The 17243-nt window shown below is 56.0% G+C and carries 14 protein-coding genes; 11 read left to right on the top strand and 3 right to left on the bottom strand.

The genetic code is table 11. The annotated features are described in order from the left end of the window. Window positions 1-55 precede the first annotated feature (55 nt). A complete protein-coding gene (locus J4864_RS08035) occupies window positions 56-2476 on the top strand; it encodes a bifunctional dihydroorotate dehydrogenase B NAD binding subunit/NADPH-dependent glutamate synthase (RefSeq protein WP_211815236.1) in 2421 nt (806 codons plus the stop codon). Window positions 2477-2981: 505 nt separating this feature from the next. Here the strand turns inward: J4864_RS08035 and queC are convergent. Further along, window positions 2982-3638 carry a 7-cyano-7-deazaguanine synthase QueC gene (gene queC / locus J4864_RS08030; RefSeq protein WP_211815235.1) on the bottom strand — a complete coding sequence of 219 codons (657 nt, stop codon included), beginning with the start codon at window positions 3636-3638 and terminating at the stop codon, window positions 2982-2984. A 789-nt stretch (window positions 3639-4427) separates the two neighbouring features. On the opposite strand from queC, the gene J4864_RS08025 reads away from it, so the two are divergent. From J4864_RS08025 to J4864_RS08010, 4 genes are all read left to right on the top strand, one after another. Beyond that, window positions 4428-5375 carry a PhoH family protein gene (locus J4864_RS08025; protein WP_211815391.1) on the top strand — a complete coding sequence of 316 codons (948 nt, stop codon included), beginning with the start codon at window positions 4428-4430 and terminating at the stop codon, window positions 5373-5375. Window positions 5376-5397: 22 nt separating this feature from the next. Next, window positions 5398-6348 carry a phosphoribosylaminoimidazolesuccinocarboxamide synthase gene (locus J4864_RS08020; protein ID WP_007366722.1) on the top strand — a complete coding sequence of 317 codons (951 nt, stop codon included), beginning with the start codon at window positions 5398-5400 and terminating at the stop codon, window positions 6346-6348. 252 nt (window positions 6349-6600) lie between these two features. After that, entirely contained in the window at window positions 6601-7335 is a 735-nt protein-coding gene (gene ubiE / locus J4864_RS08015; RefSeq protein ID WP_211815234.1) for a bifunctional demethylmenaquinone methyltransferase/2-methoxy-6-polyprenyl-1,4-benzoquinol methylase UbiE, read from the top strand. Between the two features lie 98 nt (window positions 7336-7433). Continuing rightward, window positions 7434-8186, top strand: a complete 753-nt coding sequence (locus J4864_RS08010; protein WP_007366720.1) for a shikimate dehydrogenase family protein — start codon at window positions 7434-7436, stop codon at window positions 8184-8186. Window positions 8187-8305: 119 nt separating this feature from the next. On the opposite strand, the gene J4864_RS08005 is transcribed toward J4864_RS08010, so the two are convergent. Then, a complete protein-coding gene (locus J4864_RS08005) occupies window positions 8306-8974 on the bottom strand; it encodes an HAD family hydrolase (RefSeq protein WP_211815233.1) in 669 nt (222 codons plus the stop codon). Window positions 8975-9134: 160 nt separating this feature from the next. On the opposite strand from J4864_RS08005, the gene mltG reads away from it, so the two are divergent. Further along, entirely contained in the window at window positions 9135-10169 is a 1035-nt protein-coding gene (gene mltG, locus J4864_RS08000) for an endolytic transglycosylase MltG (RefSeq protein WP_211815232.1), read from the top strand. A gap of 327 nt (window positions 10170-10496) precedes the next feature. Here the strand turns inward: mltG and J4864_RS07995 are convergent, their stop codons facing one another. Further along, window positions 10497-11759, bottom strand: a complete 1263-nt coding sequence (locus J4864_RS07995; protein WP_007366717.1) for an Nramp family divalent metal transporter — start codon at window positions 11757-11759, stop codon at window positions 10497-10499. A 130-nt stretch (window positions 11760-11889) separates the two neighbouring features. Between J4864_RS07995 and J4864_RS07990 the strand changes: the two genes are divergently transcribed. The 5 genes from J4864_RS07990 to J4864_RS07970 all read left to right on the top strand — a co-directional run bounded on the left by J4864_RS07990 (window position 11890) and on the right by J4864_RS07970 (window position 17053). Beyond that, a complete protein-coding gene (locus tag J4864_RS07990) occupies window positions 11890-12141 on the top strand; it encodes a hypothetical protein (protein ID WP_211815231.1) in 252 nt (83 codons plus the stop codon). 571 nt (window positions 12142-12712) lie between these two features. Further along, the gene (locus J4864_RS07985) at window positions 12713-14431 is read left to right on the top strand and encodes a glutamine--tRNA ligase/YqeY domain fusion protein (RefSeq protein WP_211815230.1); all 1719 of its coding nucleotides are present in this window, start codon (window positions 12713-12715) and stop codon (window positions 14429-14431) included. 12 nt (window positions 14432-14443) lie between these two features. Continuing rightward, window positions 14444-15649: a tetratricopeptide repeat protein gene (locus J4864_RS07980; protein ID WP_007366713.1), complete on the top strand. Its 1206-nt coding sequence runs from the start codon at window positions 14444-14446 to the stop codon at window positions 15647-15649. Between the two features lie 37 nt (window positions 15650-15686). Beyond that, on the top strand, window positions 15687-16328 hold the full coding sequence (locus J4864_RS07975; RefSeq protein WP_007366712.1) for a DedA family protein: 642 nt from the start codon (window positions 15687-15689) through the stop codon (window positions 16326-16328). A gap of 38 nt (window positions 16329-16366) precedes the next feature. Then, complete coding sequence (locus J4864_RS07970) at window positions 16367-17053, top strand: sigma-70 family RNA polymerase sigma factor (RefSeq protein ID WP_211815229.1); 687 nt, start codon at window positions 16367-16369, stop codon at window positions 17051-17053. Window positions 17054-17243: the final 190 nt, after the last annotated feature.

Raw genomic sequence — 17243 nt, 5'->3', positions numbered from 1 at the left:
TTTTTCCTCCGACAGTCATGCGGAGAGAGGCGGAAGATGAGATACTTTGTTACCCATGAACAAGATTATCCGCAAACAACAGTTTTCAGAGAAGGTGTTCTGCCTGGAGGTGGAAGCACCGCTTATCGCACGGAGTTGCCGTCCCGGCAATTTCATCATCGTGCGTGTTGACAACCGCAGCGAGCGTGTCCCTTACACGATCGCCAAGTCTGATCCCGTGAAAGGGACACTCACCATGGTCATACAGGAGGTGGGGAAATCCTCTACGAAGCTCTGCCGGCTGAATGTCGGTGAGGAGCTGCACGACATTGTCGGACCGCTCGGAACTCCTTCCCGCATAGAGAACTACGGTACTGTCGTCTGTGCCGGAGGCGGAATCGGTATCGCCGCCATCCTTCCCATTCTCACCGCATTGAAGCAGGCAGGCAACAAGGTCATCTCTGTCCTTGCCGGACGGACCCGGGAACTGGTCATCATGGTGGATGACGTGAAGAAGTATTCTGATGAGGTCATCATCATGACCGATGACGGATCCTACGGCGAGAAGGGAGTCGTCACCGTGGGGGTCGAGAAAGTGATACAGCGGGAACACGTCGACAAGGTACTGGCAATCGGACCTCCTGTCATGATGAAGTTCACGTCTCTTCTGGCAAAGAAATACGGCATTCCCAACGACGTTTCGCTCAATACCATCATGGTGGACGGTACCGGGATGTGCGGTGCCTGCCGGCTGACCATCGGCGGCAAGACCCGCTTTGTCTGCATTGACGGACCGGAGTTCGACGGCGACCTCGTCGATTGGGACGAGATGTTCAAGCGGATGGGAACGTTCAAAGAGATCGAGACGGCTCCAGAACCTTCGGAAGGAAAGGAATGTCTGGTCGGGGACGCTGCGGAGGCAGGAGCTGACGGAAAGACGGTGAAAGGCGGAGTAGATGCAGGGAAAGCCGCTTCTGCTGCTTCCGTAGAGACAGGAAAGGCCGATGGTTCTGCCCGGGAGGGAGTTGCTGAAAATCACTCTTCCTCTCCTTCCGGGGAGTCGGAGGGGGATTGGCGCAAGGCACTGCGCAAGGCACTTAAGCCCAAGGAGCGTACCGCCATAGAGCGGGTGAAGATGCCGGAGCTTGATCCTGCCTACCGCGCCACGACCCGTCTGGAAGAGGTGAACATCGGTCTGACCCCTGAGATGGCCATGCAGGAGGCGAAACGCTGTCTCGACTGTCCGAAGCCGTCCTGCGTGGAAGGCTGTCCTGTCAATATCCACATCCCCGACTTCATCAAGAACATCGAGCGGGGACATTTCCTGGAAGCCGCCAGAGTCCTCAAGGAGACATCGGCATTGCCGGCCGTATGCGGGCGGGTCTGTCCGCAGGAGAAGCAGTGCGAGAGCCGCTGCATTCACCTGAAGATGAACTCGCCGGCGGTCGCCATCGGCTATCTGGAACGCTTCGCTGCCGACTATGAACGGGAGAGCGGGCACGTGGCACTGCCTGACATCGCGCCCTCTAACGGAATCAAGGTGGCTGTCGTGGGGTCCGGTCCTGCCGGACTGAGTTTTGCCGGCGACATGGTGAAGCGGGGCTTTGAAGTCTATGTCTTCGAGGCATTGCACGAGATAGGCGGCGTGTTGAAATACGGAATCCCCGAGTTCCGTCTGCCGAACAGGATTGTCGATGTGGAGATAGAGAATCTCCGCCGCATGGGGGTTCACTTCCAGACCGACACCATCGTGGGCAAGACCATCAGCGTCGCCGATCTGAAAGAAAAGGGATTCAAGGGCATATTCGTCGGGTCGGGGGCAGGACTGCCCAACTTCATGGGGATTCCGGGAGAGAACGCCATCAACATCCTCTCAAGCAATGAGTATCTGACACGTATCAACCTCATGGATGCCGCCAATCCGGAGACCGACACGCCTATCATTATCGGCAGGAAGGTGCTTGTCATCGGCGGAGGCAACACGGCGATGGACTCCTGCCGCACGGCCAAGCGGCTGGGGGCTGATGTGACCCTTGTCTACCGACGTTCGGAAGCCGAGATGCCGGCACGGCTGGAAGAGGTGAAGCATGCGAAGGAAGAGGGCATCCATTTCCTCACGCTGCATAATCCCAAGGAATACAAGGCCGACGAGAAAGGGCGTGTGTGTGCAGCGGTATTGGATGTGATGAGGCTCGGAGAACCGGATGCAAGCGGACGTCGCCGTCCGGAGACGACGGGCGAGACCATCACTGTTGACTGCGACCAGGTGATCGTTGCCGTCGGTGTGTCGCCCAATCCGTTGGTTCCGAAATCAATCAAAGGACTGGAACTGGGGCGGAAAGACACCATCGTCGTCAACGAGCAGATGCAGAGTTCACAGCCGGAGATCTATGCCGGCGGCGACATTGTACGTGGCGGGGCCACGGTCATCCTCGCCATGGGCGACGGCAGAAGGGCTGCTGCGAACATGGCGGAAAGGCTGACAGCCGGCAGTTGATGGTTGTCGAGGACAGAATTAAAAAAGGCCGGACTGGTGTTCCCAGTCCGGCCTTTTTCTTGATGGAGTGCAAGGGAGAACGGCGGCAGGCTGCCATTGAGGAAGCCCGTATTGTAAAGGTGCGGATGCCCGGCACAGCTGGTGTGTGCGGCCGGTACGATGCGTGACGGACACCCGCACATCGGCAGGAGACGGGATGCCGGTTTCTTTCCTGTCACTATCCTATATCGGGATCTCTGCCGAACTCCCTTGCGGGAAACGCTCGGAAAGCGTAAGCCGGTGATGACCAGGTGTACGGTCTTGATGCAAATGGCGTTCTGCAGAGGCCTCATATCAGAAAAAGAGGCGGTTGGGGAGCCTGTACGGAAGAACTTGCCGGACAGCAGCCGGTTGTCCGTGAAAGCCGGCGGTCGGCACCGGCCTCTGATGCGCCGGACATGACGGAGAAAGCCTCTAAGTATGCAGCAAGAAACTTAAGCGATGACGCTTCCCTTCCGTGTACGGGTCAGGCCGGTTCGTACTTCGTAGGGTCGTTTACTCCGGCTTCCTGAAAGGCTTCCTTGCGCTCCACGCACGTCCCGCATTTCCCGCAATGGAGGTCAGCCCCCTTATAGCAGCTCCAGGTCTTGGAGTAATCGATGCCCAGGGCTGTTCCACGGCGCACGATATCCGCCTTGGTGATATTCGTGTAGGGTGCTTCAATGCGCACGTTGACGAAGGTCCCCGCTGTCGCCGCGCTATCCATCGCCCGGATGAATTCCGGCCGGCAGTCCGGATAGATGGTATGGTCTCCGCCGTGGTTGGCAATGTACACACGTTTCAGTCCGTGGCTCTCGGCAATGCCTGTGGCGATCGCCAGCATGATGCCGTTGCGGAAAGGGACGACCGTCGATTTCATGTTTTCTTCCGCATAGTGTCCCTCCGGAATGGCTTCCGCACCGTCGAGGAGTGAGCTTTTGAAATACCGGTGCATGAACGACAGCGGAACGGCGATGTGGGGAATGCCCAGTTTCGTGCAGTGATATTCCGCAAAGGGCAGCTCCCTGGCACCGTGATTCTGTCCGTAGTCGAACGAAATGGCCAGTGCGATCTCTTCCGCCTTGTCGTACAGCAATGTGACGGAATCCAGTCCGCCGCTGACAATGATAACCGAATCTTTCATTTTTGATCTGCTTTTTCCTGCAAAATTACCAAAACATGAGGTTTTCGCCAAATGTATCGGCGGAAAAATCAGGGTGCATTTGGATCCCCCGGACAGTCGGGTGTAACTCGATTAAAAGTATTTGTTGATCTGCATGAAAAAACTATACATTCCTGACAGTAAAAGCATCCGCATTCTATCGCAGCGATATGCACCGGAGAAGTCGGGGAAGCCGCCCCCATTTCAGCCTGCCGCTGCCAGCCTTCCAAGTAACGCCTTTCAACGGTTCAAGTAGTGCTTGTTTGGAGTCCAACTGACGCTTACTTGCAACGTTATCAGGCCTTGTTTCCTCGGTGTTTCCTATGTTCCTGTTTATGAACTGGTTATGAAATCTCCGAATTCCTGTGGATTTCGTTTTCTTCAGTTCTGTCTTCTGTTGACGGCGTTTGTTGGTTTCACCCTTCTGCTGTTCTGCATGAAGGTAAATTTAACGGACAGAACGGACGCCCATCTCTTTCTTCATGCGACATGGATTGCGTTGGCACAGGACACGGGAGGGAGCATCGCATACTCCTTCCTTCGGCTCTTCTTTGCGGCCGGCGGCAGATGATCGGCCGGCCATCCCCTGGCGGCAATCAGTCCGGGAGGCATCCGCCTGCTGGAATTCATGCGGAAAATCCCCGGAGATACAACCTCCTCTGTACAAGTACTTTGAGCAGAGGAAAGACAAGGCTTGGAAACTTTGGGAGAATAATTTGCGAGTGTCACGATTTTATAGTAACTTTGCGTGCAAATATAAAGCTGAAGAAGTTGATAGAAAAGCATATAGTTCTTGAGGATATAGACCCGGTCGTCTTCTATGGAGTCGGCAACGGCCATCTTCAGATGATCAAGTCGCTCTTCCCCAAGCTGCGGATTGTCGCGCGCGACAATGTCGTCCGGATCTTGGGCGACGAAGAGGAGATGGCCAAGATAGAGGAGGACATCGAGACCATGCGCAGCCATGTGGAGCGGTATAACACCCTGACGGAAGAGGATATCCTTGATATTGTGAAAGGTCGGAAGACCAAGGCCGATGCGGTCAAGGACGTCCTTGTCTATTCTGTGACGGGTAGACCCATCAAGGGACGGTCGGAGAACCAGCAGCGGCTCATCGACGCCTTCGAGAAGAACGACATGATTTTCGCCGTCGGCCCTGCCGGGACGGGAAAGACTTACCTCAGCATCGCCCTGGCGGTGAAGGCGCTCAAGGAGAAGGCCGCCAAGAAGATCATCCTCTCGCGCCCGGCCGTAGAGGCCGGTGAGAAGCTCGGCTTCCTGCCGGGCGACATGAAGGACAAGATCGACCCTTACCTGCAGCCGCTCTACGATGCGCTGGAGGACATGATCCCCGCCGTCAAGCTGCAGGACATGATGGACAAGCACGTCATCCAGATCGCTCCCCTGGCTTTCATGCGCGGCCGGACGCTGAGCGATGCGGTCGTCATCCTCGATGAAGCGCAGAATACGACACCGGCGCAGATCCGGATGTTCCTCACCCGTATGGGCTGGAACACGAAGATGATCATCACGGGCGACCTGACCCAGATCGACCTTCCCCATGCGGAGAACAGCGGGCTGAAAGAGGCGCTTGCCATTCTGGGAGACGTGGAGGGCATCTCGGTGATACGGCTCGACAAGAAGGACATTGTGAGGCACAAATTGGTTACGCGTATCGTGAAAGCCTACGAGGCTCACGATAAGCCGGACAAGAGATAGGACTCTATAAACATAGAAGAAAATGAAAGCATTGACAAAGACTGATTTCCATTTTGATGGACAGAAGAGTGTGTATCACGGCAAAGTACGTGATGTGTACGACATCGACGACGACCTCATCGTCATGGTAGCTACCGACCGGATCTCGGCATTCGATGTGGTACTGCCGAAGGGCATACCGTTCAAGGGTCAGGTGCTGAATCAGATTGCAGCCAAGTTCCTCGACCAGACGGCCGACATCTGTCCCAACTGGAAGCTGGCTACGCCGGATCCCATGGTGACGGTCGGCCTGAAGTGTGAAGGCTTTCGTGTGGAAATGATCATCCGTTCCATCCTCACGGGTTCTGCATGGCGTGCTTACAAGGAAGGCTGCCGCGAACTCTGCGGTGTGAGACTTCCCGACGGAATGCGTGAGAACGAGCGTTTCCCGGAACCGATAGTCACCCCGACGACCAAGGCGGACGAGGGGCACGACCTGAACATCTCCAAGGAAGAAATCATCCGGCAGGGTATCGTCTCGGCCGAAGATTATGCTGTCATCGAAGACTGGACACGCAGGCTTTTCGCACGGGGGCAGGAGATCGCGGCCCGGCAGGGACTGATTCTGGTCGATACGAAGTACGAATTCGGCAAGCGGGACGGCAAGTGCTATCTCATTGATGAAATCCATACGCCCGATTCAAGCCGTTACTTCTATGCGGACGGCTATGAAGAGAAGCTCGCCAAGGGCGAGCCGCAGCGGCAGCTCTCAAAGGAGTTCGTGCGCCAGTGGCTCATCGAGCACGATTTCATGAACGAGCCGGGGCAGACCATGCCGGAGATTACGGACGAATATGCCGCAAGTGTCAGCGACCGTTACATCGAACTTTACGAGCACATCACCGGCGAGAAGTTCGACAAGGCGGCAGAGGAAGGCGACATTGCCGCTCGTATCGAGAAGAACGTGAAGCGGTACCTCGCTTCAAGAAAGTAGGTCTTCAAGGGGCTGATGGAGTCAGGACGGTGCAGGAGAACCGGGGCCGGGGGCTGCATGCAGTTGCCGCCCGTGCCGGATGGACAGCCTGTCTCAAAGGTCCGTTTGCCTTGACTCCACTGGTTCCTGGACCTGTCCTTTTCGAGCGGGTATCTGGCCCCGCTCCTTTACTTCTGTAACGCTCTTCCCTCCGCAGCCTCCCCTGGATTCTTTCACTCCCCCAGCTTCAGAACACCTCTCTTAATATAGAATATGTACGATCAGGAGAAGATAAAACCCTATGACGGTGAAGGCGAAAAAGGCAAGCTCATCGCCGAGATGTTCGACAAAATCGCCCCTACTTACGATACGCTGAATCACCGGCTCTCATGGGATATCGACAAGGGATGGCGCAGGAAAGCCATCCGCCAGCTGCTGCCTTTCCGTCCTGAACAGATGCTCGACATCGCTACGGGGACCGGCGACTTCGCCATTCTCGCCGCCAGGGAGCTGAAGCCCAGACAGCTGGTCGGTGCGGATATATCCGAAGGCATGATGGCCATCGGCCGCAGGAAGGTGAAGGCTGCGGGACTGGACGGGGTGATTTCCTTCCAGCGGGAGGACTGTCTCAGTCTCTCTTTCCCTGACGGAACGTTCGATGCGGTCACGGCGGCATTCGGCATCCGCAACTTCCAGAACCTCGACAAAGGGCTCTCCGAAATCTGCCGCGTGTTGAAGAAAGGCGGACATCTGAGCATCGTGGAACTGACGACACCTGTCAGGTTCCCGATGAAACAGCTTTTCCACATTTATTCCCATACGATACTGGTCAACTACGCCCGGCTGATTTCCAAAGACAGGAGCGCGTATGAATACCTCACCAAGACGATCGAGGCCTTCCCGCAGGGTGAGCGGATGATGGAGATTTTCCGCAAGGCCGGCTTCTCCTGCAGCTCCTTCCGCCGGCTGACATTCGGTATCTGTACGATGTATCTCGCTGAGAAATAACCCTTCCGGAAGGCTGCTCCGCATCGGGAAGAGGGTCTGCGGGAGAGCCGGAGACAGTCATCCTATTTTGCAGAAGAAACATAGAACAAGGTTAAGACATGGACAAGTACGGACTTATTGGTTACCCTTTGGGGCACTCCTTCTCGATCGGCTATTTCAACGAGAAGTTCCACAATGAGCACATCAATGCTGTGTACATTAATTTCGAGATTCCTTCGATAGATGGTTTCATCGAGGTAATCGACTCCAACCCGGAGCTGTGCGGGCTGAACGTTACCATCCCCTACAAGGAACAGGTGATGGATTATCTGGACAGCCTGAGCCCGGAAGCCGAGGCCATCGGGGCCGTGAATGTGATCCGCGTCACGCACAAAGGCAGCAAGACGCTGCTGAAAGGATTCAACAGCGACGTGATAGGCTTTACACGCAGCATAGAACCTCTGCTCGAACGGCACCATAAGAAAGCCTTGATCCTGGGCACCGGCGGTGCCTCCAAGGCCGTCAACTACGGTCTGAAGTCGCTCGGGCTGGAGACGATGTTCGTGTCGCGTACGAAGCGGGAGGGTGTCCTGACGTATGACGAGGTGACACCGGCACTCATCCGTGAGTACAATGTCGTAGTGAACTGTACGCCGCTGGGCATGTACCCGAATGCCGATGTCTGCCCGGCACTTCCTTATGAGGCGATGGACAGCCATACGCTCCTTTACGACCTGCTTTACAATCCGGACGAAACGCTCTTCATGGCGAAAGGCCGCGAGCGGGGGGCTGTCGTGAAGAACGGCCTCGAGATGCTTCTGCTCCAGGCCTTCGCAAGCTGGGAGTTCTGGAACGGGAAAGAACAGAAATAGCCCTGTGTCCGGTGTTGCCGGACTGTCGTTTCCTGATGATGCGGTTCATTCAGCATTCCGTCCGGAGCCGCCTCCGTATCCGGTGTTCCCGTCCTGCCGCGGGATGCGGATTCTTCCTCTCACAGGACGGATCGGCGGCCGGCCGTGCTGCCCAGAATCTCTTCCGGCCGCTCTGCAAAGCAGGTTGCTCCATGCTCTGTCAGGAACTCCTTGTCACGGAATCCCCACAGCACGCTGATACAGGGAAGCCCGCTGTTCTTTGCCGTCATGATGTCCACATCGCTGTCGCCGATGTACACAGCCCCCTCTTTCGGTGCGCCCAGCTGGCGGAGTGCCTCGAGCACCGTGTCGGGAGCCGGCTTCTTGCGGATCGTCTCCCGCTCGCCGATGGCCACCTCGATCGTGTCGGGGAAGAAATGGCGGGCCAGTTCTTGGGTGGCCGCATAGAACTTGTTGCTGACGATGGCCAGCTTCTTGCCGCGCCGTTTCAGTTCGTGCAGCAGTTCGGGAATACCGTCGTAAGGACGGGTCGTGTCAAGGCTGTGTACCATATAGTGTTCACGGAATCTGGCGTAGGTGGCCTCGAACCGGGGATTGTCCAGCCCGCCGGGAATGGCCCGTTCCATGAGCAGCTTGACGCCGTTCCCCACGAACATACGCACCTCTTCCACGGTCCGTTCCGGCATCCCTGCCCATCGGAGCGCATAGTTCGTACTTGCCGCCAGATCGCCCAGCGTGCTCAGCAGCGTGCCGTCCAGGTCGAAAATGTATGTGTCAAAGTCTTTCATTATCCGTTTGTTTTCGCTGAGCAAAATTACGCAATAATACAGACAACAGACCATTTTTTCTCTTAAATTTCAAAAAAAGCAGCTATCAAAACATCCCAGCCCTGCTCGTTTCAACCAGTAATGTTGTAACTTTGCACCCTGGAAATCCATAACAACGAAGATGACTAAGACGAATAAAAAGCGCAAGGGCGGATCAGCCCGATGGGTTGCGGCGGCCGTCTGTGCCGTACTGGCAGGTGCCGCCTACTTCCTTTTCTTCTCGGCGATGTCCCGTACCGGCAGGGAACAGTACGTCCTCATCGATGACGACGACAACATCGACTCGGTCTGTGCCAAGCTCCAGCCCCTCTCCACGCCGCAGGGGTACTGGGTGTTCAGGCAGCTGGCCGCCGTCATGGGCTATGCCGGAAACATCCGGACCGGCCGCTACTCCGTGGGTTCATCGGGGTCGCTCCAGACCTCCCGCCACATCATCAACGGGCTTCAGGCACCCGTCAAGATAACCATCAGATCCGTGCGGACGCTCGACGACCTTGCCGCAGATGTCAGTGAGAAGATGATGTTCAGCCGTGCCGAGCTTCTTTCCCGGCTGACCTCCCGGGAAACCTGCAGGAAATACGGATTCACGCCGGAGACGATTCCGGCAATGTTCATCCCGAATACCTATGACTTCTACTGGAACACATCGGCCGACAAGTTCCTCGACAAGATGAGCGAGGAGAACAGGAAGTTCTGGACTTTTGAACGGAAAGAGAAGGCAAAGAGAGCCGGCCTTACGCAGGCGGAGGTCATCACGCTGGCGAGCATCGTGGACGAAGAGACCGACAACGTGGCTGAAATGCCGAAGATAGCAGGCATGTACATCAACCGCCTGCACATCCGCATGCCTCTGCAGGCCGACCCTACGATAAAGTTCGCCACAAAGAATTTCACGGCTCACCGTATTTATCAGAAATGGCTTGCGGTGGACAGCCCTTACAATACCTACAAGTACCGCGGACTTCCTCCCGGGCCGATCCGCATCCCGTCGGTGGCCGCCATCGATGCCGTGCTGGACTATGTGCATCACGACTATATCTATATGTGTGCAAAAGAAGACTTCAGCGGCACGCACAATTTCGCCAGGACCTACGAAGAGCATCAGGTGAATGCGGATAAATATGCCAGGGCGCTGAATGCGCACGGGATTAACTGACCGGTGGGATGCGGCTGCTGGGAATACGTCGGCAGGAAAATCTTCGTTGAAAATAGTTTACAGCAAGCCGGTTCGCCCTGTCCGGGAATCCGTCCGCCCGCCTCTTTTCTGGGAGGATGCAACAGGCAGACAGTCAAAAGATTACAATGTGTACAAGAAAAGGTGCCTGGTTGGAGTCCAACCAGGCACCTTTTCGCTTTCAATCAGGCACCTGTTGGACTCCAACCGGTGCCTGACAGCCCTGCAGGGAAGCCTCTGTTGAAATGTGTCATGACTTTTCCTTGACACATGGCATGCGGAAGTCCCCCTTGCAGCGATGCGGAGAACTCATGCCACGCTCTCTATCAGCAGCCATATATTAAGCAAGGTGACGATGCCGGCCAGCGAATAAAGGAAGATCATGTTGGGCCTGCTGTTGGCATACTGTCCCATGACCCGCTTCGAGGAGGTAAGCCCGACCTGCAGGAAGACCGTGAACGGCAGCTGTACGGAAAGGAACATCTGCGAGACGATCAGCCCCTTGAACGGGTCGCCGATGAAGAAAATCATCAGGAGCGCGATGCCCAGCGAGAGGACGATGCCCACGATGGAGTGCGTGTCCTTGGCATTGTACGACTCGCCGAACAGGCCGGAGAAGATGCTCCCGGCCGCCATTCCGCTTGTTATCGTACTCGAAATGCCTGCCAGCAGCAGGGCTATCGCAAAGATGTTGGCGGCGTTGTTGCCCAGCAGCGGCTGCAGCATCGCCTGCGCCTGGGAAAGCTCTTCGACGTGCTGGCCGTGCGAGAAGAACGTGCTGGCCGCCAGGAGAATCATGGCGGAATTGATGGCCCAGCCCACAATCATGGAGAAGAGCGTGTCAATGAACTCGTACTTCAGCATATAGCGGATGCGCGCGTCTCCCTTCAGATGGATCTCCCTACTCTGGACGATCTCTGAATGCAGGAACAGGTTGTGCGGCATGACGACCGCACCGAGCACGCTCATGATGATCAGGAGCGAGCCTTGCGGAACGGTCGGGACGAAGGCCCCCTCGATGGCGGCCGGCCAGTGGATGTCGACCAGGAACAGTTCATAGATGAAGGACAGGCCGATCATGGAGACGAAACCGATGATGGCACGCTCCATCTTCCTGTAGCTGTTCGTGAACAGCATGATGAGTACGGCCGCCGTCGTCAGTACGGATCCGGTGGGGATGCTCATGCCGAAAAGCATCTGCAGGGCGATGGCGCCGCCGAGGATCTCGGCCAGCGAGGTGGAGATGCTGGCAAGGATGGCGCTCACGATGATCGGCCGTCCGACCCACTTGGGGGCGAATTTCACGGCCGCCTCGCTCAGGCAGAGCCCCGTCACGATGCCCAGATGGGCCACGTTGTGCTGCAGGGCAATCAGCATGATGGTCGAGAGGGTCACGACCCACAGCAGCGCATAGCCGTATTCCGATCCCGCCGCGAAGTTGCTCGCCCAGTTGCCCGGATCGATGAAACCGACGGTCACGAGCAGTCCCGGGCCGATGTACTTGAAGATATCCAAGGCTCCCAGCACACGGGGGTGGTCCTTGCGTTTCAGTTCTTTTAATATATTCTTCATCCCGATTGAGTTTTCCGCAAAGTTACAACATCTCTGTGAGATAGAGCCATACAGCTTCTCAATTCTCGAAGATCAGCCTTAAAATTCACCACAATTGGGTATTCCCCGGGAAGCAGGAGGGCGGTACGGCATGGCAGGATTCCGTCGTGGCCTGCCGGTTCTGTGGATGGCTGTCGACGCCTTGTCTCCTGCTGCTTTCGTGCGCATCTTCAGCCGTCTTCTCTCCGCTTCCGCTCTTCCCGGCTGGAAGCTGAAGCCCGTCCACCTGAAAGGCGACGCCCCGGCAGGCCTGTTTCTCCGGACTTCCCTTGAATCGGACCGGGACGTCCCCGGGCTCTCTTCTTGGCTTGCTGTGACGGTGCCGCTTGAAGTCCTGCGATGACCGGTCCGTAAGGAAAATAACAAATAGTTACATCCGGTGCTCGTTCTATCAGGTTATTTCATTTTATATTGAAAGGAAATGCCCTGTCTTCTTAAAGAATCTTCCTGAGGGAAATCTGCGGATGCGTCATTAAAAAGTCAATGGGGAAATCTTCAGAAAACGAAAAATGCCCTACGCTTCACAGCGATGGGCATTCAATCTCAATAGGTATTAGTCTCTTTAAGGTAAAAAGATTGTATTCAGGATAACGTCTGCAAAGATAAGAGATTTATTTTGTACGAGCAAACTTTTATGCAACTTTTTTATTCATATTGAAACATTTTTTTATTACAGATTCTGCAGCCGGTCTCTGCCCGGAGCGTGTTTTGTAACATTCTTGTTGACAGATGGCTGTGACGTGTTGCGTTCTGTTATGAAAAGCCGTGCAAACGTTTCATTGCAGCATGTGGTGTGCTTCTTTTAATGTGAAGGCTGTTGCTCATAGAGTCCTGCCCACTATTAAATTATAACAAAGTCTGTCATAAACGAGAAAAAATAAGTAACTTTGCAGCATAATAACAAACAGGAAAATATGACGACGATAGACAACAACACCAATGAAGAGAAGCGCAGCTTGAGCTTCGTGGAGCAGCTGGTAGAGGAGGACCTCGCAGAGGGTAAGAACGGAGGGCGCATCCAGACGCGTTTCCCGCCGGAACCGAACGGCTATCTTCATATCGGCCATGCAAAGGCAATCTGCATGGACTTCGGTGTGGCTGAACATTATAAGGGTGTCTGCAATCTCCGCTTCGACGACACCAACCCCAGCAAGGAGAATACGGAGTATGTAGAGAACATCCTCAACGACATCAGCTGGCTCGGCTTCAGGTGGGGCAGCATCTATTATGCCAGCGACTACTTCGAGAAGCTGTGGGACTTCGCCGTGTGGATGATAAAGAAAGGCCTGGCCTATGTCGACGAGCAGACATCCGAAGAGATTGCGGCACAGAAGGGCACGCCGACAACTCCCGGCACGGCATCGCCTTACCGTGACCGTCCGGTGGAGGAGAACCTCGCTCTCTTCAACAATATGAACACTGCCGAGGCGGCAGAGGGAAGCATGGTGCTGCGCGCGAAGCTCGACATGGCCAATCCGAATATGCACTTCCGTGACCCGATCATGTACCGTATCATCCAGATTCCGCATCACCGCACGGGGACAAAGTGGCACTGCTATCCGATGTACGACTTCGCACACGGCCAGAGCGACTACTTCGAGGGTGTCACGCATTCCATCTGCACGCTGGAGTTCGTTCCCCACCGTCCGCTCTACGACAAGTTCGTCGACTTCCTGAAGGAATGCGACGGTACGGCAGACAACCTGCACGACAACCGTCCGCGGCAGATCGAGTTCAACCGCCTGAACCTCACCTATACGGTGATGTCGAAGCGCAAACTCCATACGCTCGTCGACGAACATCTTGTAAACGGCTGGGACGATCCTCGTATGCCGACCCTCTGCGGCATGCGCCGCCGGGGCTATTCGCCGGAATCCATCCGCAACTTCATCGACTCCATCGGCTATACCAAGTTCGACGCGCTCAACGACGTGGCACTGCTGGAGGCTTCCGTACGCGAGGACCTGAACCGGAAGGCGACCCGTGTCAGCGCCGTCCTCGACCCGGTGAAGCTCGTCATCACCAACTACCCTGACGGTCAGACCGAGGAGATGGAGGCCGTCAACAATCCCGAGAATGAGGCGGACGGTACGCATACCATCACCTTCTCGAAGAACCTGTGGATAGAACGTGCCGACTTCATGGAGGAGGCTCCCAGGAAGTTCTTCCGGATGACGCCGGGCAAGGAGGTGCGGCTGAAGAATGCGTACATCGTGAAATGTACCGGCTGTACGAAGGACGCTGAAGGGAACATCACGGAGATCCGGGCGGAATATGACGCCGACAGCAAGAGCGGCATGCCCGGAGCCGACCGCAAGGTCAAGGGTACGCTCCACTGGGTAAGTGCCGACCACTGTCTGAAGGCGGAAGTGCGTGAGTACGACCGGCTGTTCAGCATCGAGAACCCGTCGGCCGACGAGCGTGACTTCCGTGAGCTGCTCAATCCCGAGAGCCTTACCGTCCGGGGGAACTGCTATGTCGAGCGGTATCTCGCAGAGAAGAAGCCCGGCGACTATCTCCAGTTCCAGCGCACCGGCTACTTCATGCTCGACCCCGACACGACCGAGGGGCACCTTGTCTTCAACAAGACCGTCGGCCTGAAGGATACATGGGCGAAGAAAGTCAAAGCATAACAACAGGCAGATTTGGACATATACTATCACAGTGACAGGTTCAGGCAGCTGCTCCGCAGGTACGAGGCGCTGCAGCAGGGCGACACCGGAGAACTTCCCGATGCCGAGGAGCTGACGGATGTCGCCGAGTATTACCACACTGTCGGCGAGGACGGAAAGGCCATGGAGGCGGCCGACTATGCCGTGCGGATGTATCCTACCGCCACGGCACCGGTCGCTTTCAAGTCGCGCATGGCGCTGCTCACCGATGACGATCCGCAGCGTGCCGGTGAAATAGCGGAGACGATCGTCGACAAGACCGACCTGGACTATCTTTATCTGAAGGCCGAAATCATGGTGGCAGAGGGAGCCGCCGATGCTGCCGACCGCTTCCTCCAGGCCCATTATGACGAGACGGTGGACCCGGACGACCGTGAGGACTATATCCTTGACGTCGCCGCCTTGTTTTCCGATTACGAGGAGACGGACTATACGGAGAAGTGGCTCGCCCGCTCGTCGATGACGGATGAGAACGACTACAAGGAACTTCAGGCGCGTGTCCTCAAGAGCCACGGCCGGTATGAGGAGAGCGAGGCGATCCTCAACGACCTGCTGGATGCCGACCCTTACTCCGGTCCTTACTGGAACCAGCTGGCACAGAACCAGTTTCTGAGGAATGACATCCGGGATTCCATTACTTCGAGCGAGTATTCCATTGCCATCAACCCGGAAGATGAAGAGGCCGTCCTCAACAAGGCGAACGGACTTTTCACCCTGGGCAACTACGCCGAGTCGCTGAAGTACTATGAGCGTTACAAACAGCTCTGCCCCCGTCAGGACATCAGTGTCATCGATGTCACTATCGGACATATCCGCCTTATGCAGGGGCAGGCCGTCGAGGCGCAGCAGTGCTACCGGCAGGCGCTGTCAGAGTCGAAGGACAAGGCACTGACCCTTGTCCACATCGGCATTTCAGCATTCGACAACGGTTATGTGGAATATGCTTACCGCATCTTCATCAGCCTGTTGCCGGAACAGGAGGACGGGTGGGACATCGGCTTCGCCTATCTCGCACGCTGCTGCTACGAACTGAAGAAGGAAAAGGAATACAGGCTGTTTCTGCAGAAAGCCGTTGAAAGAAATCCGGAGGAGTGTATCGAGGTGCTGGCCGACCTCTATCCGGAGGGTACGAGGCCGCAGGACTACCTTACGTCGGACTTCCGCCCACAGGACAGCTAAGAAACAAACGAACATTCATCAATAGAAAAGCATCACAATGAACTTTATCACAGCGCTGCTCTCACAGCTAAACTATGGCACCATATTCCTCCTGATGCTCCTCGAAAGCACCGTCTTTCCCGTACCGTCAGAGCTGGTCGTCACGCCGGCAGCCTACCATGCGGCCGGCGGGAACCTCAACATGTGGCTGGTCATTCTCTTCGCTACGCTGGGAGCCGACTGCGGTGCGACGATAAACTATCTTGCCGGATGGTATCTCGGCCGGCCTATCATCTATAGGTTCGCCAACAGCAGGTGGGGACACGCCTGTCTGCTGAACCAGGAGAAAGTGGAGAAGAGCGAGCGTTACTTCGACAGGCATGGTCTGGTGGCTACGATCACGGGGCGGCTTCTGCCCGGCATCCGCCACCTGATCTCCATTCCTGCCGGTCTGGCGAAGATGAGCTACTGGAAGTTCCTGCTCTACACCACCGTGGGAGCCGGTGTATGGCACAGCATCCTTGCGCTTCTCGGACATTACATGCACGCCTTTGTCCCGGAAGAACAGCTCCATGGAAAGATTCTGGAATACGGAGAGTACATCAAGGTCGGATTGATTCTTCTGGTTGTCATGGTCTGTCTCTATTTTGCCGTAAGGTGGTATGTCAGGAGGAGAAAGGCCGGCAGCCGGCAGGCATGAGACGGTTCTCAGATGATCAACTTAAATAAACCCTTGTTATGATTGCAAACGAGAAGTACATGGAGGAGATAGCAGGCGGGCAGCCCCTTTCCGACAGAGAGGAGCGTACGCTGGCCGGGAGAATAAAGGTGGGCGACGCACAGGCCTTGGAGAAGCTGACCAAGGCCAATCTGAAATACGTCGTCTCACTGGCGCATCAGTACCGCAACTGCGGGCTGGGAGAGGACGATCTCATCAGCGAGGGGAACATCGGCATGATGCACGCTGCACAGCGGTTCGACGGGTCAAGGGGTGTACGTTTCGTCGTTTTCGCCGCACCCTATATCCGCAAGGCCATGGAGGAAGCCATAAAAGAACAGGCGGCTCTCTACAGGCTGCCGCGCAATGAGAAAAACCGGTCTGAGCAGAAACGGTCGCACGCCATCTCTATCGACCAGCCTGTACCTGTCGGCAGCAGCAATAATTTCACACTTCAGAATGTGCTGGAAAACGACAATGCGCTGCATGCCGACGAGCAGCTCAATCAGGAGATTCTCAGTTCGGAAATCCAAAAGGGACTGGGTGTCCTGAATGAGCGTGAGCGGCAGGTCATCGCCTGTCTCTACGGCCTCTCCGGTGTCCATTACACCATGGCGGAGGCGGCAGAGCACATGGGACTGAAGCGGGAACGTGTCCGTCAGATCCGGGACAAGGCACTGCGGAAGCTCCACAAGCGGTTGAAGTAGGCGGGACGGGAACCTTCTGTCTCTGCCTGTTCCGTCCTTTCGCTGTCAGGAGAGAAGACGCGCGTATGCTGTCATCGTCGGGGAGGGCTGTTGCTGGCACGGGCAGCGACCTCCTCTGCACAGTATGCGCATACGGTCTGCCGGCTGCTTTCTGTTTTCATTTTCCCCTTTCTTCTGCCTTTTATTCCGA

It is taken from the genome of Prevotella multiformis, assembly GCF_018127985.1.
In the GTDB taxonomy this organism is placed as follows: Bacteria; Bacteroidota; Bacteroidia; order Bacteroidales; family Bacteroidaceae; genus Prevotella; species Prevotella multiformis.
Note: the sequence above shows the minus strand (reverse complement) of the source record. Positions and strands in the feature narration are given on the sequence as shown.

Bases quoted from the DNA above. Each gene is read 5' to 3' on its own strand.
- J4864_RS08035 (WP_211815236.1), top strand. From the start codon at position 56: ATGAACAAGATTATCCGCAAACAACAGTTTTCAGAGAAGGTGTTCTGC.
- queC (WP_211815235.1), bottom strand. From the start codon at position 3,638: ATGAAAGATTCGGTTATCATTGTCAGCGGCGGACTGGATTCCGTCACA.
- J4864_RS08020 (WP_007366722.1), top strand. From the start codon at position 5,398: ATGAAAGCATTGACAAAGACTGATTTCCATTTTGATGGACAGAAGAGT.
- ubiE (WP_211815234.1), top strand. From the start codon at position 6,601: ATGTACGATCAGGAGAAGATAAAACCCTATGACGGTGAAGGCGAAAAA.
- J4864_RS08010 (WP_007366720.1), top strand. From the start codon at position 7,434: ATGGACAAGTACGGACTTATTGGTTACCCTTTGGGGCACTCCTTCTCG.
- J4864_RS08005 (WP_211815233.1), bottom strand. From the start codon at position 8,974: ATGAAAGACTTTGACACATACATTTTCGACCTGGACGGCACGCTGCTG.
- mltG (WP_211815232.1), top strand. From the start codon at position 9,135: ATGACTAAGACGAATAAAAAGCGCAAGGGCGGATCAGCCCGATGGGTT.
- J4864_RS07995 (WP_007366717.1), bottom strand. From the start codon at position 11,759: ATGAAGAATATATTAAAAGAACTGAAACGCAAGGACCACCCCCGTGTG.
- J4864_RS07990 (WP_211815231.1), top strand. From the start codon at position 11,890: ATGGCAGGATTCCGTCGTGGCCTGCCGGTTCTGTGGATGGCTGTCGAC.
- J4864_RS07985 (WP_211815230.1), top strand. From the start codon at position 12,713: ATGACGACGATAGACAACAACACCAATGAAGAGAAGCGCAGCTTGAGC.
- J4864_RS07975 (WP_007366712.1), top strand. From the start codon at position 15,687: ATGAACTTTATCACAGCGCTGCTCTCACAGCTAAACTATGGCACCATA.
- J4864_RS07970 (WP_211815229.1), top strand. From the start codon at position 16,367: ATGATTGCAAACGAGAAGTACATGGAGGAGATAGCAGGCGGGCAGCCC.